Here is a 20,476-nt window from a genome sequence, read left to right on the forward strand (position 1 = left end):
CACAAAGGTTTTCGAGCGAGCTGCGGGCGCCCTTCTCCGACCCGACGAGGTCGTGCACGATGGGGTGTATGCGCTGGCTCTACCACGCGTTGCCTCGCCACGAGGCCACGGCGGTGCTCTCGGGGCAAGGTCCGCTCGTGCCGGCATCGCTCGCGACCGAGGGCTTCGTCCACACGTCGTACCGTGACGTGGCGCGCGCCTCGGCCGAGCTCTACGTCGGCGGGGACGCCGTGGTGCTCGCGATCGATCCGAGGCGCCTCGGGCTCCGCGTCGAGATCGCCGAGACACCCCGCGGCCCGATGCCCCACGTCATGGGCCCTGTCCCTCGGGGCGCGATCCAGGGGGCGCTCGAGCTCTCGGAGCTCGCCTCCGCCGACGATCACGTGAAAGGTACACGTTTCGGGTTCGTCGCGTTCGAGGGCATGACGCTGCTCGATCTCGTCGGAGCGCTCGACCCGATCTCGCGGCTCGCGAGCATGGGCTTCGATCCGACGTCCACCTGCGAGGTCGTCGCGGGTACGCCGCGGGCGGTGGTGTGGTCGGGCAGCGCCGCATCGCTGTCGGTCACGCGCGTGCGCCCGGACCTCACCGACTTCGACGTGCTCGTCGTCCCCGGAGGGCCCGGGGCACGCGCGCTCGCGGACGACGCGGGCTTCCTCGCCTGGCTCGGGACCTTCCCGCGAGAGCGGCTCGCCACGTCGGTGTGCACGGGGAGCCTGCTCTGGGCCGCGGAGGGGCGTCTCTGCGGAAAACGCGCGACGACCCACGCCTCCGCGCGTGACACGCTTGAAGCGCTCGGCGCCACGTGGGAGCCCGGGGCCCGCGTGGTCTCGGATCCACCCTTGGTATCGGCCGCGGGAGTGACCGCGGCGCTCGACTTGGGCCTCGCGCTCGCGCACGCGTTCGGGGGCGACGAGGCCCTCGAACGCATCTCGCGTCAGATGGAGCTCCCCGAGGGTTACCCGCGCGCGCGGCTCACGTGAGCACGCGCGTCTTGATGCTCGTCGAGAGCGCCGAGATGTCGTTCTTCAGATCGAACGCGACGCGATCGTCGAGGTCCATGACGAGGTAGCCGACGTCCGTGTCGGTCGAGAGGACCTGGGCGCGAATGTTGGCGTTTCGATCGGAGACGATGCGGTTGATGTCGCGGAGCACGCCGGGCACGTTGCGGTGCACGTTGAGCAGGCGGTGGCCATCCCGGAGGGGAGCGACGTCGACCGGGGGGAAGTTGACCGTGCCCATGGTGCTGCCGTGGCGAGCGAAGCGAGAGAGCGCCGAGCCCACCTCGCGGCCGATCGACTCTTGCGCCTCTTCGGTCGAACCGCCCACGTGGGGCGTGAGGATCACGTTGCCGAGGCCGCGGAGCTCGGTCTGGAAATCGTCGACGTTGCCCTCGGGCTCGTGCGGGTAGACGTCGATCGCGGCGCCGGCGAGGTGCCCCGAGCGCAGCGCCGACGCGAGCGCCGGGATGTCGACGACGGTGCCGCGGCTCAGGTTGAGCAGGTAGCTCCCACGGCGCATGAGGGCGAGCTCGCTCTCGCCGATAAGGTTCTTCGTTTGCGGCGTCTCGGGGACGTGCAGCGTGACGAAATCGGACGCGCGGAGCAGGTTCGAGAGCGTCTCGGTCGCCTTGGTGTTCCCCATGGGGAGCGTCGCGCGGATGTCGTACGTGATGACACGCATGCCGAGCGACTCGGCGAGCACGCCGACCTGCGAGCCGATGTGCCCGTAGCCGACGATGCCGAGCGTCTTGCCGCGCACCTCGTAGCAGCTCGTCGCGACCTTGCGCCACTTGCCCTCGTGCACCTCGCGCGAGCGATCGAAGAGCTGACGCGCGAGCGCGATGACCTCGGAGATGACGAGCTCGGCCACGCTCCGGGTGTTGCTGAAGGGCGCGTTGAACACGGGCACCCCGGCGCGCGCCGCGTGCGAGAGCGCGATCTGGTTCGTCCCGATGCAGAAGGCGCCGATGGCGATGAGGTCCTTCGCGGAGTCGAGCACCTTCGGGGTCACCTTGGTCTTCGAGCGGATGCCGAGGAGCTGCACGCCCGGGAGCCGCGCGACGAGCTCGTCTTCTTTCAACGCGGACGACACCGTCTCGACCACGATGCCCTCGGAGCGGAAGACGTCGTGCGAGCTCGGGTGGATGTTCTCGAGGAGGAGGGCGCGGATCTCCTCACGGCCTTGGACCGGGTTCGACATGGCGCGGCATCATAGCAGGGAGCGACGCGTTTGACGCCGGACGTTAGAACCTCGCAACCGTATGAAACCATTGCAGTTTGCGATTTTCCCGGCGCGAAGGAAGGTCCGCCCGCGGGCTTACGTAAGACCCGAGTGAAGCCATGAAACTCTCCGCGCTTCTCCGAACCCTCGCCCTCACGGCCCCCTCCCTCGCCTTCGCCAAGGTCGCGTTCGCGGCCGACGAGTTCGAATCCCTCGGTTCGTTCGCCGAGGACGGCCAGCTCCTCCGCGCGACGCTCTCGCCGAACGGGATCTTCGGGACGGCGCTCTCGCCCATCCAGGGCGCCATCGCGACGGGGCTCTGTGTGTTCGCGGTCGGGTGCGCCGTGGCGCTGCTCGTGGCGCGCAGGGTCGACCGCGCTCGTGAGGCCTCGGAGCCCGAAGCGTTCGACGCCGACGGCTCGCGCGAGGTCCCGGCGCTCTACTCGTTCCAGCCCGGCGCGGTCCCCCCGGCGGACGTGCTCGCGGCCCGCGCGCCCCTCGCGCTCCCCGAGGCCCAAGCGCCTGTTCTCGCGGCTGCCCCCGCGCCGCTCCGTCTCCTCCCGCCGGCGCCCGCGAGCGCACCGACGCTCCCCGGCGCCTCGAGCGTGAAGCTGCGCGCCGCCCAGCTCGCCACCGACGACGGCTCCCCCGAGCCCACGCTGGTCGGGTGGCCGCCTCCTGCCGAGCTCCCGGTCGATCGTTCGTCCCAGAACGACACGCGCGTCGTCGAACGCTCGGGGGTCGTCCCCGCGTCGACCGCGGCCACGATTTCGGTTTCCGAGCGCGCCCAGCTCCTCAAAGATCTCCCGTTCGAGGCCGACATCTACGCCGCCGGCGCCGACCCCGACGCGACCGTGCAGTTCGTCCGTGGGCGCACGCCCGAGACGACCCGTCCGACGCTCGTGAGCGCGCCGCGACCGCGCACGCTCCTGCCCCCAGCCATCCGCCCGATCCCCATCAGCCCGCCGCGCGCGGCCAACGTCTCCGAGCTCTCGTTCGACGACTCGCCCACCGAGATCGGCGCGCCCTGCTTCGAAGAGGTGCAGCGCGAGCTGTCCCGGTCGAGCGAGATCCGCGCGGCGAGCGCCGTGAACGACCCGAACGCGACGCAGGCGTTCCTCCTCGTGAAGTCGAGCTGATTTCGATCGGCGCGGCCCGTCGCACGCAAAAGGCCTTGTGTACGACGCGAGAAGGCGCATGTTGGTGCGCGCGTGTGCCCCTACTGTCAAACCGATGCGCCCGTCGTCTACCGCGGGGTCATGGCGTACTGCACGGCGTGCGGCGCGCTCCGGCCTCCCGTGCTCCCGACCGACGCGGTCAACCTCGCCGGTCAGCCGTCCAAGGTTGGCGGTATCCTCGCGAAAGTATTCGGTTCTCTCGTCCTCTTCGTGGGGCTTAGCGTGGCCCTCGCGCTCGGCGCGATCTTTCAGGCGATCTTCCCCGAGGGGGTCGTCGGGTACGCGCTCGGCGTCCCTACGGCGCTCGTCAGCCTCGCCGTGGGGGTAAGCCTGCTCCTCGGCGGCAAGTCGCTGTCGAAGAGCGGCGCGCGCACCGAGCTCGAGGTCCGTGACAAGGCCATCCGCGCGCTCGCGGCCACCCACGGCGGCATCCTCACGAAGGACGACGTCGCCCGCGCGATCTCGGTGTCGCCCGCCGAGGGGGATGCCTACCTCACGAGGCTCGCGAAGGAGTCCCCCGACGAGGTCGCGGTCGACGTGGACGACTCCGGCAACGTGCTCTTCCGCTTTCGTGCGCTGGCGGCTCGGCCGAGGGTCGGCGTGCGCGTCGACGTCGCGCGGGGCCCCGTGACCTCGACTACGGGGGCCACGTCCCGCGCGTACGAAGAGGCGCTGCAAGCCGAGGCCGAGGCCGAGCACGCGGCCGGCGCGACGAGACGCGCGCGATGAGGGGTGTGCGGGCGGCCGTGGTGTGGGCCGTAGCCGGGGTCACTCTCGCGGGCTCTGCCGCGTGCCACGGCAGCGTCGAGGGCGCCGAGAAGACCCCGAAGCCGAGCGACCCTGGGCCCCGAAGCGCGCCCCCCGCCGACGCCGAAACCACGACCAAAGACGCCTCTCCGCCCGCCCCACGCGCCGACGAGCCACCCCCTCCCGAGCCCGACGACAGGCGCGCGCCACCGGCCATCACGCTCGCGATGGCCACGACGACGCTCTTCGGGAGCGCCGTGCCGCCCGAGGCCGGCGCGTGTGCCTCCCTCGGGGCCGACACGAAGGCGCGCGTTCGGTGCCTCCTCGGCGTTCGGTACGATGGCCACGAAAAAGAGAAGGCTCTCGTGCTCGACCTCTTCGACCGGTTCGGCACCGTGGTCGGCCAAGGTGAAGCCGAGACGATGGACGGCGGGTACCGCGGCACGATCCGCCTGCGCCCCACGCTGCCCGTGGGCGCCGACCAGAAGCACCTCGTCTGGCTCCACGGCGCGCTCGTCGCCATCGACGACGTGATGAGCAAGCTCGATGCGCGCGCCGCGCAGAAGGGATCTCCTCCGAAGCGCGTCGCGTACCGGTACGCGCCGGTGCTCGTGAAGTTCGTTCGCTCGCTCGACGGCAAACGCACCCCCTCGGGCTTCGCGAACGCGTGGACCTACTCGTACAACGTCGAGGGGTCGCTCAACACGTCGGCCGAGGCCGTGCGCTCGCTCGCCGTGCACGAGATCTTCCACCTGAACGACACGACCCTCGGGGGAGGCGCGTGGTCGCACGAGGCGCTCGGCGAGGACGTGCGCGCCATCATGGCCCGCTGCAAGGTGCCGAACCAGAAGGCCGCCGGAGCGGCGACGCCGTGCCTCCGCCCCTATTCGCCCACGCCGCTCGAGGTGCGAGGGGGCACCTTCTACGCGTTCCAACCCGGCAACGACGTGGTCATGGAGTACGCGGCGGAGCTCGCCACACGCGTCTTCGACGAGGCCCGCACGACGCTCGCGGGCGGCCGCGTGGCAGCCCCCTTCCGCTGCGGGCCCAAGGAGAACGCGCGGGCCTACGCGGCCATGGTCGAGAGGTTCTTCGGCGGGGTGGATCTCGCCCCGGCGTGCCCGCCGTAAACCCGAGTATTTTCAGGCACTTCCAAGTTTTTTCTTTCTCCGGGGAAGCTGCCTACGCGCCCCGTCGTACGAGAGGGCATGGAAACGGCGCAGTCCCCCTCGTCGCTCTCGTTCGGCATGACGGTGCTCTTCGGCCTCTTCGCCGTCGCGTCGATCGCGGCGTGCGCGAACGCCGTGCTCGGCTGACCTTCAGTCGCCGTCGCCGTCCCCCTCGGTGAGGCGATCGATGCGCCGCAGGTCGGGGAAGAAGATCGCCCACGCGAGCACCACGAGCAGCGTGCCGATGCCTCCGACCACCACGGCCGTCTCGGCGCCGAGCCAGTGCGCCGTGAGACCCGACTCGAGCTCGCCGAGCTCATTCGACGCGCCGACGAACACGTCTCCCACGGCGTAGACGCGGCCGCGCATCGCGTCCGGCACGCGCACCTGGAGCAGCGTGCGCCGCACGACCACGCTCACCATGTCGGCCGCGCCGAGCACGACGAGGCAGAGGAGCGAGAGGGCGAAGCTCTTCGACAGGCCAAAACCGATCGTGGCGAGCCCGAACACCGCCACGGCCACCAGCATGCGACGCCCCGCGAACCTTCGGAGGGGGCGGACCCCGAGAAAGAGCGCCGTCGCCGTGGCGCCGACGGCCGGCGCGCTTCGCAAGAGGCCGAGGCCCAAGGGCCCCGTGCCGAGCTTCTGCGCGAACATCGGCATGAGCGCCACGGCGCCACCGAGCAGGACGGCGAAGAGGTCGAGCGAGATCGTGCCCAAGATCGCGCGCTCGCGGAACACGTACACGAGCCCGGCGAACACCTTCGCGAGCGCTCCCTCGGCGGCGGGCGGCGCCTTGGGAAGAGGGTCCTCGGGCGCAGGCGGCAGGGGCTTCGTCGCGAGCACGCAGAGCGCCGCGAGCACCACGAGCGCGATCGACACCGACAGCGCGAGGCGCGCGCCCCCGACGCCATAGAGGAGACCACCGAGCGCCGGGCCACCGATGGTCGAGAGCTGCCACACGGTGGACGACCACGCGACGGCGCGCGGCACGAGCGCGCGTGGCACGAGGTTCGGGGCGAGCGCTTGCGACGCCGGCCCCGCGAACGCACGCGCCGTCCCGAAGACGACGAGGAGGCCGTACACGGTGCGGAGGCCGTGCGTCCCCCCGCTCCCGATCGCCGCGAGGAGGAGCGCCGAGGTGAGCGCCTCGACCACGAGGCACACGACCACGATGGCCCGGCGATCGAACCTGTCGACCACCTGCCCCGTCACGAGCGACAGCGCGAACGCGGGCACGAACTGCGCGAGGCCCACGTACCCGAGGTCGAGCGCGCGCCCGGTGAGCGCGTACACGTGCCACCCGATCACCACCGAGAGCACCTGGTAGCCCAAGATGCCCGCGGCGCGAGACAGCAAATAAATCGAATAGTTACGAGGAGGTAGGATCATCTTCGAGGCGCGTTCACGCGTTCGTGCGCGAGCCCTGGGGCGACCCTATCAGCCCGAAGCCACGCCCCGAAGAAACCCGGCCCCGACGGCGACCCCGCCCGTCACCGTCGAAAGACGCCGCCGGAGCTCTCGCACGTACGCTGCCCGGCGACGCCCGGGGGAAGGCAGAGCGCGTGGCACAAGGTCACCGTCGCGACGCCGACGTTGCCGAGGCCGATGGCTTGACGCTGCTCGGTCGCCTCGTCCTTGCCGACGACCTTCTCGTCCTTGAAGAGCACGCAGGTGTCGTTGCCGTAGTAGGTCGCCGAGTACCCGCCACCGAAGGGGACGATGCGGGCGACGCCGTATCCGTTCATCTCCTTCGACACCTCGGCGGCCGTCATGCCCGGCGCGACGTTGCCGTACCCTCCGCACGCGGCAGCGAGGCACGCGATCACGGCGAAGACACCGACCCACGAACCTTTCATCATCGACTTCCTCTCCACGGTCTGCATCGCGCCACAAGGTACTCGGGTCACTCGGGACGATCTCGACTTTCCTGTCCCAACGAGGTCTCGCCCCGGCGCCCCCTTCGTTCCGGCATGCCGCGCCGTGGGATCCCCCGAAAAAGGCTGGCCCGGGCGCCCGGCAGGCCCCTCGGTACGAGAAAATCAGGTGCAGGGTGCACGCCCATCGGACTAAGCGGGGGGCATGCCCATCGACCCCGAGTTCGTCGCCGACTGCCCCTACGGCCCCGGAGGCCTCCTCATCGACGAGGTCCTCGAGATCGACAAGGAGACCGGGCGCGTCGTGGCGCGCATGCCCACGCACGAGGACCTCCCCCTCACGCGCGAGCAGCGGGCCCACCCCGTGCGCCACCCGCGCCACGTGTCGGGCGGGCTCATGGTGCACATGACCGGCATGGTGGGCTTTCTCCACGCCTACTACGTGCTCGGCCTCCGCCACGCGGACGGGTGGGTCGGCTACGGTGGGCGCATCCACATGGCGAAGTTCTTGGCCCTCGCGAGCATGGGCGAGCCGCTCATTCTGGAGGGCAAGCCGACGCAGGTGCGCAAGATGCAAAAGAGCATCTTTTGCAGGTACTCGTTCGTGTTCACCCAAGGCGCGACCCGCATCTACGAAGGAGATCAGAGCGCCATGTGGGTGCGTCCCGACGAGGCCGTGGCGCTCCTCGGAAAGGCATGAGCGCGGGGGGGGCGCGGCGCTCCTTCGTCGACCCGCGGAGGGCCTCGGGGAGGCTCCTCGTCGCCACGGCGTTCGGCCTCGCGTGCGCGGCGGGCGTGCCGGGTCCGTGCCCCTTTCACCTCCGTGGGCTCGTGTTCTGGGACACGGGCTCTTTCGTGCTCCTCGCGCTCGCGTGGAACGTCATCTTCCGCTCGACGCCGGAGCTCACCAAGGCGCGCGCCGAAGAAGAGGACCCGGGCCGCAACATGGTGTGGGTCATCGCGGTCGCGTCGAGCCTCTTCTCGCTCTTCGCGGGCGTCGTGGTGCTTCGAAATGCGCACGCAGGGCCCGGCGGCTCCACCGTGTGGACGGTGCTCGCGCTCGCGGCCGTGGGGCTCTCGTGGTCGCTCGTGCACACGTCGTACACGCTCCGGTACGCGCGCCTCTTCTACCGAAAGGCGCACCCCGAAGGGGGCCTCGTGTACCCGGGCACGGCGCGCCCCTCGGACATCGACTTCGCGTACTTCGCGTTCGGGATCGGCATGACCTTCCAGACGGGCGACGTGCAGGTCACGGCGTCGCGCGTGAGGCGCACGGTCATGTTCCACGCGCTCATCTCGTTCGTGCTGAACACCGTGATCGTGGCGCTCGCGCTCAACGTGATGGTGGCGTTCCTCGCGCGGTGAGCCGAGGCCCGACGCACGAAAGTCGAGCCTATTCGGGCACTTACAGGTCGACCAACGTCCCGAGCTCGACGACACGATCGGTGGGGAGCTCGAAGTAGGCCGTGGCCGGGCGGGCGTTCCGCGAGAGCAGCGCGAAGAAGGACTCGGCCGTGGCGCCCATGTCTCCCGCCGAGGAGGCGACGAACGACTCGCGCCCGAGGAAGTAGGTCGCGTTCTCGATGTCGACGCGGAGGCCGTGGCGCTTCTTCGCGAGGGCGAGCGCGGGCGGGACCTTGGGCTGGTCCATGAAGCCGAAGCGGAGGTTCACGCGGTAGACACCCGGGCCGAGCTCCTCGACGGTGACGCGGTCCTTGTTCTCGACGTACGGATCACGCGTGATGTTGACCGCGACGAGCACGAGCTCCTCTTCGAGCACGCCGAGGCGCGTCGCGTGGATCGCGAGCACGGTGGGCACGCCCGTGGGGGTGGCGCCCATGAACACGCCGCAGCCCTTCTTTCGTTGGAGGCCGGGCAGGCTCGCGAGGAACGCCTCGGTCGACTTTCCCTTCTTCGCGATGATGCGGCCCAAGAAGAACCGGCCGCGGCGCCACGTGATCATCACGACGAGGAAGGCCGCGGCGATGACCACGGGCACCCACCCGCCGTCGAGGAATTTGAGCGCGTTCGCCCCGAAGAACGGCAGATCGAACGCGAGGAAGAAGACGAGCACGGCGCTCGCGACGGGGAGCGGCCACTTCCAGTTTTCGCGCATGACCGTGAAGAACGCGACGCTCGTGATGGCCATGGTGCCCGTGACGGCGATGCCGTACGCCGCGGCGAGCCGGCTCGACTCTCGGAACGCGAGCACGAGCACGATGCACGCGACCATGAGGAGCCAGTTGATCTCGGGGACGTAGATCTGGCCCTCGGCGTCCTTCGAGGTGTGCTTCACGGTGACGCGCGGGAAGTACCCGAGGCTTATCGCCTGCTGCGTGAGCGAGAACGCGCCCGAGATGAGCGCCTGAGAAGCGATGACCGTCGCCATGGTCGCGAGCACGACGAGCGCGACCGTGTACCGGCCCCCGGGGGACATGGCGAAGAAGGGCGCGTCGGCCGCCTCGGGGCGCGCGAGCAAGATGGCCCCCTGCCCGAAGTACGCCAGGACGAGGCACGGGAGCACCATGGCTACCCACGCGATACGAATGGGCTTTTTTCCGAAGTGGCCCATGTCGGCGTAGAGCGCCTCGCCGCCCGTGACCGCGAGCACGACCGACCCGAGCACGAGGAAGCCGTGTTTGCCGTGGTGCGCGAAGAAGCCGACCGCGTGCGCCGGGTTCAGCGCGGCGAGCACGGCGGGGTTCTTCGACGCGTGGTAGAGCCCGAGGCCCCCGATCGTGAGAAACCACGTGGCCATGACGGGCCCGAAGAGCACCCCCACGGTGCTCGTGCCGCGGCTCTGGATGGAGAAGAGCGCGACGAGGATGACGACGGTGATGGGGATCACGTACGGCGTGAACGCGGGCGACACCGTCTTCAGCCCCTCGACGGCCGAGAGCACGGAGATGGCGGGGGTGATCATGCCATCGCCGTAGAGGAGCGCGGCGCCCGCGATGACGAGCACCGCGAGCCAGGTGATGGGCCTCTCCTTCGGGGCACGAATGCGCTCGGGGAGGAGGGCGAGGAGCGCCAAAATGCCGCCCTCGCCGCGGTTGTCGGCCCGCATGATGAAGACGAGGTACTTCACCGTGACGACGAGCATGAGGGCCCAGAACACGAGCGAGAGCACCCCGAGCACGTTGTCGTGCGTGGGCGGCACGGCGTGCGGGCCATGCGTGCACTCTGCAAGCGTATAGAGCGGGCTCGTCCCGATGTCTCCGAAGACGATGCCGAGCGCGCCGAGCACGAGGGCGCCGACGCTCCCGTGCGGGGCGTGACCGTGCTCGGACGGCGGCGGGAGCGACGGTGGCGGAGAGGAAGGAGGATCGTTCCGTTCCCCTTTGGCGGGGGACGGGAGCTCGCTGGCTCCCGGCGTTTCGTCGGTCTCGGGCACGGGGGGCGCTTCGGAGGACATGGACGGGCCCAGGGTAGTGGGTGCGGCCTACCTTTCGCGTCAAAAATCGTGGAGGAAGGCTGACGGTTTCGTGACGGGGCGAGACCTACGGTGCCTCTCATGAACGCGCCGAGCGCCCTGCCCCAAAAGCCCACGTACTCGCTCGTGAAGAGCGGCCCCTTCCTGCTCGTGCACCTCGTGGCGCTCGTCGGGCTCGTGCTCATGCCCTTCTCGTGGAAGGGGCTCGCGCTCGCCGTGGGCTTCTACTACCTGCGCATGTTCGGCGTGACGGCGGGCTACCACCGGTACTTCTCTCACCGCACGTTCCGCACGAGCCGCGTCTTCCAGTTTTTACTCGCGTGGCTCGCCGAGACGAGCACGCAGAAGGGCGTTTTGTGGTGGGCCGCGCACCACCGGCACCACCACAAGACGAGCGACAAGCCGGGCGACGTGCACAGCATGGCGCGCGACGGCTTCTTCTGGTCGCACGTCGGCTGGATCTTGGCCGACACCCACGACAAGACGGACGAGAAGCGCATCTCCGATCTCACGCGCTACCCCGAGCTTCGTTGGCTCGACAGGTTCTACCTCGTGCCCGTCGTGACCTTGTGCGTGGCGCTCTTCGTCGCCGGCGGCTGGAAAGCGCTCTTCTGGGGCTACTTCGTGTCGACCGTCATGCGCTGGCACGGCACCTTCACGATCACCTCGCTCTGCCACTATCTCGGGAAGCCGCGCTACCGCACGGGGGACGAGAGCAAGAACAGCCTCGTCCTCGCGATCGTGACCATGGGCGAGGGCTGGCACAACAATCACCACTACTACCCGCGCTCCACGGCGCAGGGCTTCTTCTGGTGGGAGATCGACGCGACGTACGCCATCTTGAAGCTCATGTCGTTCGTGGGCATCGTCTGGGACCTTCACGTGCCGAGCGACGAGGTGCGCAAGAAGAACCTGCTCGCGACCCCCACCCCGGAGCCGCACGTGACACCTCACCCGCTCGTGGCCGAAGCGAGCCTCTCCGACGCCGAATAGCCCTCCCCGCGAGAGCCCCCGACGCCCCCTTCGCCCACGCGCGACGGGGGCGTCGTCGTGTCCGGCGTCGTGTCCGTCCGGCTCCTCGCGGACGGAGCGCGGCGGAGGGCCGGCGGGGGCGCCGGGAGCGCGTCCCGAGGCGCACGGACTGCGCCCTGCAACCATTGAAAATCATGAGGCATTTTACCGCAAAACGGCGTTCGCAGGTGCGCGTCGTTTACGCACCTCGAGGGCGCGTCGGAATCGCGCTTCCGTGCTTGGTGCGCAGAGAAAAAAGGCGCTAAGACACGCGCGCTCGACCTCCCGGCCACGCCGCCGTGATCTTCGCGAGAAGGCACGGACCTCGCAAGGCCCGGGGCAAGAGCGAGCGCGGAGAGACGCATGTCCACGACGACGAATCCTCAGGCCCCTACGCGAACCGAAAAAGAGCTCATCGCCGCCTCGCGCCCCTACGCGAGCGAGTCGAAGGCCCAGAGCTGGACGGCCGTCCTCGTGACGCTCGTCGTGCTCGTGGGCTTCTGGTCCGGCGCGGCGCTCGCGCCTCACTGGGCGCTGCGCCTCGTGTTCGGCATCTTGGCCGGGCTCACGATCGTGCGGATGTTCATCCTCTACCATGACTACATGCACGGCGCGATCCTCCGCGGCTCGGCGCTCGCGAAGGCGCTCTTCTACGTGTACGGCGTCGTGGTGATGACGCCTCCGCGGGTCTGGCGCGACACGCACAACTACCACCACGCGAACACGGCGAAGATCATCGGCTCGCACGTGGGCTCGTACATGATGGTGACCACGGGCATGTGGGCCAAAATGAGCTCGCGCGAGCGCTTCATGTACAAGGCGGTGCGGCACCCGCTCACGATCCTCTTCGGGTACTTCACGGTGTTCATGCTCGGCATGTGCGTGTCGCCGTTCGTGCGCGCGCCGAAGAAAAACTGGGACTCGGCGGTCTCGCTGCTCCTCAACTGGACGGTGACCGCGCTCGTCGTGTGGAAGCTCGGCGTGCTCGCGTTCGTGCTGGGATACTTCGTGCCGCTCGCGGTGGCCATGGCCTCGGGCGCGTACCTCTTCTACGCGCAGCACAACTTCCCCGAGATGAACGTGCAGCCCCGCCACGAGTGGACGTACGCCCGCGCGGCGCTCGAGTCGTCGAGCTACATGAAGATGGGCCCCGTGATGAACTGGTTCACGGGCAACATCGGCTACCACCACGTCCACCACCTGAACCAGCAGATCCCGTTCTACCGCCTGCCCGAGGCCATGGGCTCGATCCCCGAGCTCCAGAACCCGCCCACGACGACGCTTCGTCTGTCGGACGTGGTCGCGTGTTTCAAGCTGAAGCTCTGGGACCCCGACAGCGGCAAGATGGTCGGCTACCCCGAGGCCTGAAGGTCGCGGATACGACGACACCGAGGGCGGCCGCGAGATGCGCGCCGCCCTTCGTCATTTCATGGACGTGGTTTCGAGGCGCGACCCTGGTGAGTGTCTTCAAGGCACGACGGCGAGCGAGCGCACGACGGCCTCGAGCCCGCGCACGACCCGCGCGAGGCGTACGTAGTCGAGCGTGGCCGGGGTGTCGGTGACCTTGTGGTAGTTCGGGTTCCGGAAGGGCGCCGTGTCGGTGACCATGACGCCCGGGTACCCGGCCTGCCAGAACGACCACTGGTCGCTCCACCCGACGCCGGCGATGAACGCGGGGAGCGCCGCCCCCTCGGACGGCATGTCGACCGCGCCGCGGAACACCTGGAGCACGTTCCGTGTGAGCGAGCGCGACGACGTGTTGCCCACGAAGCCGATGAAGTCGGCCCTGTCGGGGTAGAAAAAGCTCAAGGGTGGCGGGTACTTCTGGGTACCTGCCTCGGTGCGAAAGTAGCCGATCGTCTCGAGGCTGAGCATGCCGACGACGTCCTCGTCGCGGGCGCGGCACGCCTTCGCGTAGACGAGGCTGCCCATCTTCTCGGTCCAGAAGCGGGGCGGCTCTTCGTTCACGAACGCGACGAAGCGGAGGGTGCGCTCGGGCTTCGTCTTGGCGAAGGCCTTGGCGAGCGCGAAGAGACCGGCCACGCCGCTCGCGTTGTCGTCCGCCCCGGGCGCGTCGTAGGCCGAGTCGTAGTGGGCGCCGACGACCACGATCTCTTTCTGCCGCGCGCCCCCGGGGATCGACACCTCGAGGTTCGCGACGTTTCGAATGCCGATGTCGTAGCCGAGGCGCTGGGGCGCGTAGCCGAGCTCGGTGAAGCGCGCGGTCACCTGCTTCTCGGCGCGCTGGAGCGTGCCCTCGAGCTCGACGTTCCTCGCCCCGATGGTGCCCGCGAGCGCGACGACGTCGGCCTCGAGCTCCTTCGCGAGGCGCTCTTCTTCGGGCGTGCCCGCGACGGGGCCGACGTAGCTCTTGCCCGGCATGCAGGTGCAGTAGAAGAGCCCCGACACGCCGAAGACGAGCAGCGTGGGGTAGAACGCGAGGCGACGTTTGTTCGCTCGCGAGAGGCCAGGACGGCGCTCACGGACGTTGCGCCGCGAAGGCCTGTCTTCGGGGATCTTGCGCCGCGAAGGCCTGTCTTCGGGGAGGTCGCGCGGCGGCGGATCGCTCGAGCCGTCCTCGCTCACGAGGCGCCCGCCTCGGCCTCGGCCACGTGCAGGCGGATCGCGTGAGAGACCTCGTCGGCGCCCTGGAAGATGACACCGTGGCCCGCGTCGGGGACGGCGTGGAGCTTCGCGCGACGAATGCCCCGGGCGAGGCGGTTCGAGTGCGAAGGGCGAACGAGGATGTCGCGATCGGGGCGGACGACGAGGGTCGGCGCGTCGATCGCGTGGAGCTTCGCGCGGGTGTCGTGGCGAGCCACCGCGCCGAGCTGGCCGAGCAGCGTGCGAGGTGCCGCGCGCTCGCCGAGCTGGAGCTTCATGCGCGCGTCGAGGCGCGCCGGATCGACCGTGGCCAAGAACTCCTCGGGGTAGAGCAGCGCCTTCATGGCCTCGAGGCGCCCTTCCCGCGGCCCGACGAGCGAGCGCACGAACGCGACGACACCGGAGAGCCTCGGCACGAGCCCGAGCGGCCCACCAGGGTGCGTCGCGATGAGCGTGAGCGACGCGACGCGCCCCTTCTCACGGAGCGCGAGCTCCTGCGCGATCATGCCCCCGAGGCTCACGCCCACGAGATGGAACGTGTCGAAGCCGCACGCGTCGGCCACCCGGAGCGCGTCGCCCGCGAGGTCTCCCATCGTGGGAAACCCCACGAGCGCGGCGCTCTTGCCGATGCCGCGGTTGTCGAAGATGGCCACCCTGTGGTCGCGCGAGAGCTCACGGACCTGGGGCTCCCACACCTTCCCCTGCATGCCGAGGCCCATGACGAGGAGCACGGCCGGGCCGCTCTCGCCGACGCGTTCGTAGTGCAGGGAGGGCTCGCTCGTCGTCTTCGGCACAGCTTCTTTTCGCGCGCCTTCGGGGCTTCGGCAAGCGCCGGACCGGAAAATCGTGCGGCGCCGTAGCCACGACAAAAACCCTATCGAATACGGACGGTTACACGAGAGTCACTTCGAACGACGCGGGCGCGCCGGGACGAGGCCGAGGGCGAAGACGAGCGCGGCGAGGCCGAGCACGGCGGCGAGCCGGGCGGACCGCGACACCTCGCCGGGGCGCACCGGGACTGCCGAAGGAGCGCGCGCGAGCGGCGCGGGGACGACACCGTCCGAGCTCCGTCCGACGAGCTCGAACAGCTCACGCCGCGCGTCGTGGAAGGGGCGAGGCTCGTCGGGCCAGGAGGGCCCGGCCGCGCCGTCGGCCTCACGGAGGGCGCGAGGCACCAAACGCGCGACGATGGCGTCGGCTTCGCGCGGGAACGAGGCGCGCGCGAGCCGCACGTACCCCACGTCTTGGATGCCTCGGCGAATGGCCTTGAGGCGCACCGAGGGGTACACGGTGTCCTCGCCGAACGAGCGCATCCCCGGCACGATTTGGGTCGCCGGGTAGACGAGGATACCGTCGCCGTTCGAGTGGTCCCCGTCGCGGTTCTTGAACGACTCGGCGACCACGAACGGATCCGTGTCGCCGCCGACCTTCCCTCCCCCGTACGAGGTCCAGCTCGTCGCCTCCCAATAGAACCACCGCGCGATGCCGTAGCGAGCGGCGATCCAACCGTTGGCGACGAGGTCCGTCGAAGGTACGTCGACGACGGGCGCCCCGGAGTAAGGCCTCCGACCGTTGTACGCCCAGACGGCCTTGGCTCGCTCACGCGCCGGCGCGACGCGGGACGGGTCGAGCTCCTCCGGGAGCTGGATGACCACGTCGGCCGCGTGCGCGAGGGGGTCCGTGCCGCACGTCGCGCCGACGGCGAGCTCCTTGGCGGCGCTCTCGGCGAGGAGCCGCTTCCACTCGGCGGGCCACGGGCTCTTGCACTCCTCGTCGACCGCGTAGAGGAAGGTCTCGAGCCGTGGATCCAGGGCCTTTACGCGACCATGAAGCCTCTCGACGAGCGGCACCTTGTCGCGCTTCGGCTCGCCGAGATCGCCGTACGAGCCGAGCACGACGATGCCCTCGCCCCGCGCCTCTCCCGGCCCCGTGTATCCTGCACCTTTCGTGAACGCCTCGCCGGTGAGGTAGGGGGCCTCGGCCTCGAGCGCCTTCTCGTCGAGGACGGGGCGAATGCCGGCGGCGTGATGGGCGTGGAGGAGCCGCCTCAGCGAAGGCTCGGCGCGGAGGCCCCCCATGCGGCGGCGGAGCGCTTCGGGCTCGTAGTAGATCATGACCGGCTGCGCCGCGAAGGGCATCTCGTGTGCGCCCACCGCCACCCGAACGACGACCTCGGCTTCCACGCCCCGGGCCGAGACCACTTGGAGCTTCGACTCGGCGAGGCCCGGCGTCGCGCTCTCGGGCACGTGCACGTCGACCCAGAGCGCCGCGCGACGCCCGCGCTGGAGCACGATGTCGGAGCCCGGCACGAGGGGATCCGCGAAGGCGCCGAGCATGGCGGGCCTCGGCTTCGCCGAAGGGGTGAAGGCGAGCGAGTCGTCGGGGCGATGGTCGTTGCCCGACGTGCGCTCGATCCGCAGGAAATGCTCGACGAACGGGGTCGCTTCGAGAGAGCTACCCGTGAAGGGGGAGAGGACCGCGTGCGCCGGGACGGGGGCCTCGGACGAGCCCGCAAGGACCACCTGGAACGCGACGGTCTCGCCACGCAGCGCGAAGAGCTCGACGCTCTTCCCGGGAAACGGCGAGGGGGGGAGCGCTCGCGCGGGGTCCTCGGGGACACGGAGACCGTCGTCGAAGAGGGCGACCTCGACGCCTACGCCCGGCGGCTCGGCCCCCCCGTCGGCCGCGAGCGCCGCGGCAGGAGAGAGCACGAGCCCCGCGGCGACGACGAGGGAAGGAAACGGGCGCGTGGACACGGCGAGACGGTACACAGGCCTTCGGGAGGGAGCGAGCGCGAAGTGTCCGGGGGCGCACGCGCGGAGAGACGTGCGAAAGATCCGGGTTCGGGGCATGGTCGTCGCATGACTCGCCTCGTCGTGCCCCGCCTCGCCCTCGGCGACTACCCGACCCGGGTCGAACGCATCGATGCACTTTGCACGGATCGGTGCGCGCTCTACGTGAAACGCGACGACGCGGCGAGCCCCGTCTACGGCGGAAACAAGGTGCGAAAGCTCGAGCCCATCCTGGCGGACGCGAAGAGGCGCGGCAGCCGGCGGATCGTGACCGTGGGCGCGGCCGGCAGCCACCACGTGCTCGCGACCACCCTCTTCGCGCGGGAGCACGGCCTGCGCGCCGCTGCGGTGCTCGTCCCACAAAGACGTACCCCGCACGCCGTGACCAACCTTCGTGTCGCGATCGGCGCAGGGCTCGAGCCGTTCGTCGCCACGGGGTACCCCGACGTCCCGCTCCGCGTCCTCGCCGCGATGCGCGCCGACAGCACGTTCGTCGCCCTAGGAGGCTCGAACGACCTCGGGACCCTCGGCTACGTGCTCGCGGGGCTCGAGCTCGGAGACCAGGTCGCGCGCGGCGAGCTGCCCGAGCCCGACCTCGTGATCGCGCCGCTCGGCTCCGGAGGGACGGTCGCGGGCCTCGCCGTGGGGCTCGAGGCCGCGGGGCTCCGCACGCGTGTCATGGGCGTCGCCGTGTCCGCGCCCGAGGGCATGTTCGGGGCCATGGCGAGGCGCCTCGTCGCTCGCGTCGCGCGCCGTGTCGGGGTCGCGAAGGGCGCCGCGCAGAAGCGCATCGCGGTGGTGGGGACCGAGATCGGCGAAGGGTACGGCATCCCCACGGCGCGAGGCGACGAGGCCACCGCGAGGGCCCGCAGCGTGGGCCTCACGCTCGATCCGACGTACACGGCGAAGGCGTTCGCGGCCACCCTCGACGAGGTCGCGCGGGGGGAGGCGAAGACGGTCGTCTTCTGGCAGACCCTGTCCTCGGCGAGCCTCGAGGCGCGCGCTCGAGAGGCCCCGGCCCTGCCGCGCGATCTCGACGACCTCTTCGTGTGACGGAGGCATCGCCGACGTGCCTCGGGCGAGGTGTGGTACCGTCCTCGTCGTGAGCCCATCTCCCCTCTCCTACACCCTCGAAGGCAAGACCGCGGTCGTCCGCATGGACGACGGCAAGGCCAACGCTCTCTCGTCCGACATGATCGACGCTCTGCTCGAGGCGATCACACGCGCCGAGGGCGAGGCCTCGTCGCTCGTCCTCACCGGCCGCAAGGACAAGTTCTGCGCCGGCTTCGACCTCAAGGTCATGATGAGCGGCCCCGAGAACGCCAAGGCCCTCCTCCGCCGCGGGTCGAACCTGCTCATGCGGCTCTATGGCTGCCGCGTCCCGCTCGTCATCGCGTGCACGGGGCACGCCCTGGCCGGCGGCGCGCTCGTGCTGCTCACGGCCGACACGCGCATCGGGACCGAAGGCGCGTACCGCATCGGGCTCAACGAGGTCGCCATCGGGATGCCCGTGCCCGTGCTCGCCATGGAGCTCGCGCGCGACAGGCTCGATCCCCGCGAGCTCGGCAAGGCCACGCTGCTCGCCACCATCTACGATCCGAGCGAGGCCGCCCGCGTCGGCTACCTCGATCGTGCGCTGCCCGAAGCCGACGTGCTCGGCGCGGCACTCGAAGAGGCCAAGAAGCTCGAGGCGCTCGCCCCGGCCGCGTTCGCCGCCACGAAAGACCGCCTGCGAGGCCGTACGATCGCCCACGTGAACGACACACTCGAGGCCGACATGCAGGCCCTGCTCATGCCCGTCGCGGGCTGAGCCAAGACGCCGAATTTCACAATATTTTCGACAACCTATACACGCTCGGCGATCCGCTCGTGAGGCGGCTCGTCAGAGCGTGTAGCCCATTTGGATGGTCGTCGTGCCGCTCCGCGCGGGGAACGTGAGCGCGCGGACCTTCGCGAGCGCGCACGACTCGACCGCCTTCGACACCGTGGAGCTCACGGCGGTGGCCGAGGTGACCTTGCCCGAGGCTGCGACCTCGATGCGCACCTGGAGCGCGCCGCCCTTGGCGTCTTTGCAGGAGCGCACCTGGGCGGACGACGCGTCGAGCACGCTCCGCATCGCGGACATGTCGCTCGGCCGCGTGGGCTGCGCCGCCGAGCGCCCATCGAGCTGCTTTTCGCCCGTGGTCGTCCCTTCGGCCACGTCGAACCGCGACGGGTTCGAGGCGAACGTGAAGGCCGGAGAGCCCTTCACCTGGCTGCCGGCGGTCACGCGGACCTCGGCGCCCGTCTTGCCCTGCACCGCCGGGCCTGCGCTCTCGACCGTGGCTCCGTCCACCGTGAGCTTCAGGTTGTAGTCGGCCGTGATGCCGAGGGCGTCCCCCTTCACCTGAGCGCCCTTTCGCAGGCGGAGCTCGGAGTTGCCGCCCAAGCGGAGGCCGGCCTCGTGACCTTCGATCTTGGTGTCCTCGATCTGGAGCTTGGACGTCGAGCCTTTGCACGAGACCGCGTCGCCCTTGGTCGACGCGATCGAGGACTTCTCGGCGAGCTTCACGTCGGCGCTGTGCTCGAGCGAGAGGCCCACGTCGCCGGACTTGATGGTGGTGCTCCTCGCGTCGAAGCTGCCGCCGGAGCTCTCGAGGACGACGCCGGCCTCGTCGGAGGTGATGGTGCTGCCCTTCGACGTGATCTTGGCGCCCGACGTCGAGTGGATGCCGTGCTCCTTGCCCTTGATGGTGGCGGAGACAAGCGAAACCTTCGCGTTGCTGCCGAAGGACAGGCCATCTTGGCCACCCGACACGGTCGAGTCCTTCACCTCGAGCTCGACGTTGTTCTCCCCATGGAGACCGGCCTCGTCGCCGTGCACCTCGCTCTTGTCGCTTATCCAGACCTTGGCGTTCGTCGCCGAGAGGTCCAGCGCGGTCGCCTTGCTCGTGAGCTTCGAGTTGACGATGCGGAGCTCGAGGTTGATGCCACCTTTGACGATGGGCTCGGTCGAGGTGAGCGTGCTGTCCTTGATGGTGATCTTGCAGTTTACGCCGGCCACGATCGGCGTCTCTTTGCCGTCGTACTTCTTGCCGGAGATCGTGATCGTCTCGTTCGGGCGGCAGGTGACGGGCAACGACACGAACCTTCGACCGAGCGCCGAGATCGCGCCGACGAGGGCGACCACGATGACGATGACGAGCGGGATGAGCGCCGGCAGGACGGACGCGCCGACCGTCGCCGCGGTCGGGATGTAGAGGACCGTGGAGGGGACGTGCCCAGGGGAGCCGAAGGTCGTCACCGGGGGAGCGACGCGCCCCTTCTGGCGCTGGATCGAGATCGAGTTGCCGCAGTAGCGGCACGTGACCGTAGCGTCCGCAGCTCCCACCTGGAGGGGGGCGTTGCACGACGGACACCGCTGCTCGGAAAGCTTCACCGCGCTCATGCGCGGTAGTCTGTC

Annotated in this window: 18 protein-coding genes; 10 read left to right on the plus strand and 8 right to left on the minus strand. The window is 69.9% G+C overall.

Annotated features, from left to right (window positions below; translation table 11 throughout):
- Positions 1–68 precede the first annotated feature (68 nt).
- The gene (locus IPK71_30995; GenBank protein ID MBK8218179.1) at positions 69–983 is read left to right on the plus strand and encodes a DUF952 domain-containing protein; all 915 of its coding nucleotides are present in this window, start codon (positions 69–71) and stop codon (positions 981–983) included.
- Here IPK71_30995 and serA read toward each other — a convergent pair.
- Positions 976–2,202, minus strand: coding sequence for a phosphoglycerate dehydrogenase (serA, locus tag IPK71_31000; protein MBK8218180.1), 1,227 nt, complete (start codon positions 2,200–2,202; stop codon positions 976–978). The two genes, IPK71_30995 and serA, sit on opposite strands and share 8 nt — an antisense overlap.
- A 140-nt stretch (positions 2,203–2,342) precedes the next feature.
- On the opposite strand from serA, the gene IPK71_31005 reads away from it, so the two are divergent.
- The 3 genes from IPK71_31005 to IPK71_31015 all read left to right on the plus strand — a co-directional run bounded on the left by IPK71_31005 (position 2,343) and on the right by IPK71_31015 (position 5,278).
- Positions 2,343–3,362 (plus strand): hypothetical protein, encoded by a 1,020-nt coding sequence (locus tag IPK71_31005; GenBank protein ID MBK8218181.1) that lies wholly within the window; start codon positions 2,343–2,345, stop codon positions 3,360–3,362.
- A 120-nt stretch (positions 3,363–3,482) separates the two neighbouring features.
- Positions 3,483–4,130, plus strand: coding sequence for a hypothetical protein (locus tag IPK71_31010; protein ID MBK8218182.1), 648 nt, complete (start codon positions 3,483–3,485; stop codon positions 4,128–4,130).
- Entirely contained in the window at positions 4,127–5,278 is a 1,152-nt protein-coding gene (locus IPK71_31015; protein MBK8218183.1) for a hypothetical protein, read from the plus strand. Before IPK71_31010 ends, IPK71_31015 begins: the two co-directional genes overlap by 4 nt.
- A 189-nt stretch (positions 5,279–5,467) precedes the next feature.
- Here IPK71_31015 and IPK71_31020 read toward each other — a convergent pair whose 3' ends face one another.
- Together IPK71_31020 and IPK71_31025 are read right to left on the minus strand one after the other, a co-directional pair.
- A complete protein-coding gene (locus tag IPK71_31020; GenBank protein MBK8218184.1) occupies positions 5,468–6,709 on the minus strand; it encodes an MFS transporter in 1,242 nt (413 codons plus the stop codon).
- 101 nt (positions 6,710–6,810) lie between these two features.
- Positions 6,811–7,179 (minus strand): hypothetical protein, encoded by a 369-nt coding sequence (locus IPK71_31025; GenBank protein ID MBK8218185.1) that lies wholly within the window; start codon positions 7,177–7,179, stop codon positions 6,811–6,813.
- Positions 7,180–7,399: 220 nt separating this feature from the next.
- On the opposite strand from IPK71_31025, the gene IPK71_31030 reads away from it, so the two are divergent.
- Positions 7,400–7,894, plus strand: a complete 495-nt coding sequence (locus IPK71_31030; protein MBK8218186.1) for a hypothetical protein — start codon at positions 7,400–7,402, stop codon at positions 7,892–7,894.
- Positions 7,891–8,559: a DUF1345 domain-containing protein gene (locus tag IPK71_31035; GenBank protein MBK8218187.1), complete on the plus strand. Its 669-nt coding sequence runs from the start codon at positions 7,891–7,893 to the stop codon at positions 8,557–8,559. The genes IPK71_31030 and IPK71_31035 overlap by 4 nt, the downstream gene beginning before the upstream one ends.
- Before the next feature lie 40 nt (positions 8,560–8,599).
- On the opposite strand, the gene IPK71_31040 is transcribed toward IPK71_31035, so the two are convergent.
- Positions 8,600–10,609 carry a potassium transporter Kup gene (locus IPK71_31040; GenBank protein ID MBK8218188.1) on the minus strand — a complete coding sequence of 670 codons (2,010 nt, stop codon included), beginning with the start codon at positions 10,607–10,609 and terminating at the stop codon, positions 8,600–8,602.
- Between the two features lie 99 nt (positions 10,610–10,708).
- Here IPK71_31040 and IPK71_31045 point away from each other — a divergent pair, with 99 nt between their 5' ends.
- Together IPK71_31045 and IPK71_31050 are read left to right on the plus strand one after the other, a co-directional pair.
- Positions 10,709–11,620 carry an acyl-CoA desaturase gene (locus IPK71_31045; GenBank protein MBK8218189.1) on the plus strand — a complete coding sequence of 304 codons (912 nt, stop codon included), beginning with the start codon at positions 10,709–10,711 and terminating at the stop codon, positions 11,618–11,620.
- A gap of 381 nt (positions 11,621–12,001) precedes the next feature.
- Complete coding sequence (locus tag IPK71_31050; protein ID MBK8218190.1) at positions 12,002–13,006, plus strand: fatty acid desaturase; 1,005 nt, start codon at positions 12,002–12,004, stop codon at positions 13,004–13,006.
- A gap of 99 nt (positions 13,007–13,105) precedes the next feature.
- On the opposite strand, the gene IPK71_31055 is transcribed toward IPK71_31050, so the two are convergent.
- The 3 genes from IPK71_31055 to IPK71_31065 all read right to left on the minus strand — a co-directional run bounded on the left by IPK71_31055 (position 13,106) and on the right by IPK71_31065 (position 16,998).
- Positions 13,106–14,020 (minus strand): M20/M25/M40 family metallo-hydrolase, encoded by a 915-nt coding sequence (locus IPK71_31055; GenBank protein MBK8218191.1) that lies wholly within the window; start codon positions 14,018–14,020, stop codon positions 13,106–13,108.
- Positions 14,021–14,220: 200 nt separating this feature from the next.
- Positions 14,221–15,036: an alpha/beta fold hydrolase gene (locus IPK71_31060; GenBank protein ID MBK8218192.1), complete on the minus strand. Its 816-nt coding sequence runs from the start codon at positions 15,034–15,036 to the stop codon at positions 14,221–14,223.
- Between the two features lie 108 nt (positions 15,037–15,144).
- Entirely contained in the window at positions 15,145–16,998 is a 1,854-nt protein-coding gene (locus tag IPK71_31065) for a DUF4091 domain-containing protein (protein MBK8218193.1), read from the minus strand.
- A 105-nt stretch (positions 16,999–17,103) separates the two neighbouring features.
- Here IPK71_31065 and IPK71_31070 point away from each other — a divergent pair, with 105 nt between their 5' ends.
- Both IPK71_31070 and IPK71_31075 read left to right on the plus strand, forming a co-directional pair.
- Positions 17,104–18,087 (plus strand): pyridoxal-phosphate dependent enzyme, encoded by a 984-nt coding sequence (locus tag IPK71_31070; GenBank protein ID MBK8218194.1) that lies wholly within the window; start codon positions 17,104–17,106, stop codon positions 18,085–18,087.
- Between the two features lie 49 nt (positions 18,088–18,136).
- Positions 18,137–18,844: a crotonase/enoyl-CoA hydratase family protein gene (locus IPK71_31075; GenBank protein ID MBK8218195.1), complete on the plus strand. Its 708-nt coding sequence runs from the start codon at positions 18,137–18,139 to the stop codon at positions 18,842–18,844.
- Positions 18,845–18,916: 72 nt separating this feature from the next.
- On the opposite strand, the gene IPK71_31080 is transcribed toward IPK71_31075, so the two are convergent.
- On the minus strand, positions 18,917–20,461 hold the full coding sequence (locus tag IPK71_31080) for a hypothetical protein (protein ID MBK8218196.1): 1,545 nt from the start codon (positions 20,459–20,461) through the stop codon (positions 18,917–18,919).
- Positions 20,462–20,476 lie beyond the last annotated feature (15 nt).

This window comes from Myxococcales bacterium, assembly GCA_016712525.1.
In the GTDB taxonomy this organism is placed as follows: Bacteria; Myxococcota_A; Polyangia; order Polyangiales; family Polyangiaceae; genus JAAFHV01.

Coding starts and splice junctions, on each gene's coding strand:
- IPK71_31050 (MBK8218190.1), top strand. CDS start 12,002: ATGTCCACGACGACGAATCCTCAGGCCCCTACGCGAACCGAAAAAGAG.
- IPK71_31015 (MBK8218183.1), top strand. CDS start 4,127: ATGAGGGGTGTGCGGGCGGCCGTGGTGTGGGCCGTAGCCGGGGTCACT.
- IPK71_31010 (MBK8218182.1), top strand. CDS start 3,483: ATGGCGTACTGCACGGCGTGCGGCGCGCTCCGGCCTCCCGTGCTCCCG.
- IPK71_31055 (MBK8218191.1), bottom strand. CDS start 14,020: ATGCCGGGCAAGAGCTACGTCGGCCCCGTCGCGGGCACGCCCGAAGAA.
- IPK71_31045 (MBK8218189.1), top strand. CDS start 10,709: ATGAACGCGCCGAGCGCCCTGCCCCAAAAGCCCACGTACTCGCTCGTG.
- serA (MBK8218180.1), bottom strand. CDS start 2,202: ATGTCGAACCCGGTCCAAGGCCGTGAGGAGATCCGCGCCCTCCTCCTC.
- IPK71_31030 (MBK8218186.1), top strand. CDS start 7,400: ATGCCCATCGACCCCGAGTTCGTCGCCGACTGCCCCTACGGCCCCGGA.
- IPK71_31070 (MBK8218194.1), top strand. CDS start 17,104: ATGACTCGCCTCGTCGTGCCCCGCCTCGCCCTCGGCGACTACCCGACC.
- IPK71_31025 (MBK8218185.1), bottom strand. CDS start 7,179: ATGATGAAAGGTTCGTGGGTCGGTGTCTTCGCCGTGATCGCGTGCCTC.
- IPK71_31080 (MBK8218196.1), bottom strand. CDS start 20,461: ATGAGCGCGGTGAAGCTTTCCGAGCAGCGGTGTCCGTCGTGCAACGCC.
- IPK71_31020 (MBK8218184.1), bottom strand. CDS start 6,709: ATGATCCTACCTCCTCGTAACTATTCGATTTATTTGCTGTCTCGCGCC.
- IPK71_31035 (MBK8218187.1), top strand. CDS start 7,891: ATGAGCGCGGGGGGGGCGCGGCGCTCCTTCGTCGACCCGCGGAGGGCC.
- IPK71_31040 (MBK8218188.1), bottom strand. CDS start 10,609: ATGTCCTCCGAAGCGCCCCCCGTGCCCGAGACCGACGAAACGCCGGGA.
- IPK71_31005 (MBK8218181.1), top strand. CDS start 2,343: ATGAAACTCTCCGCGCTTCTCCGAACCCTCGCCCTCACGGCCCCCTCC.
- IPK71_30995 (MBK8218179.1), top strand. CDS start 69: ATGCGCTGGCTCTACCACGCGTTGCCTCGCCACGAGGCCACGGCGGTG.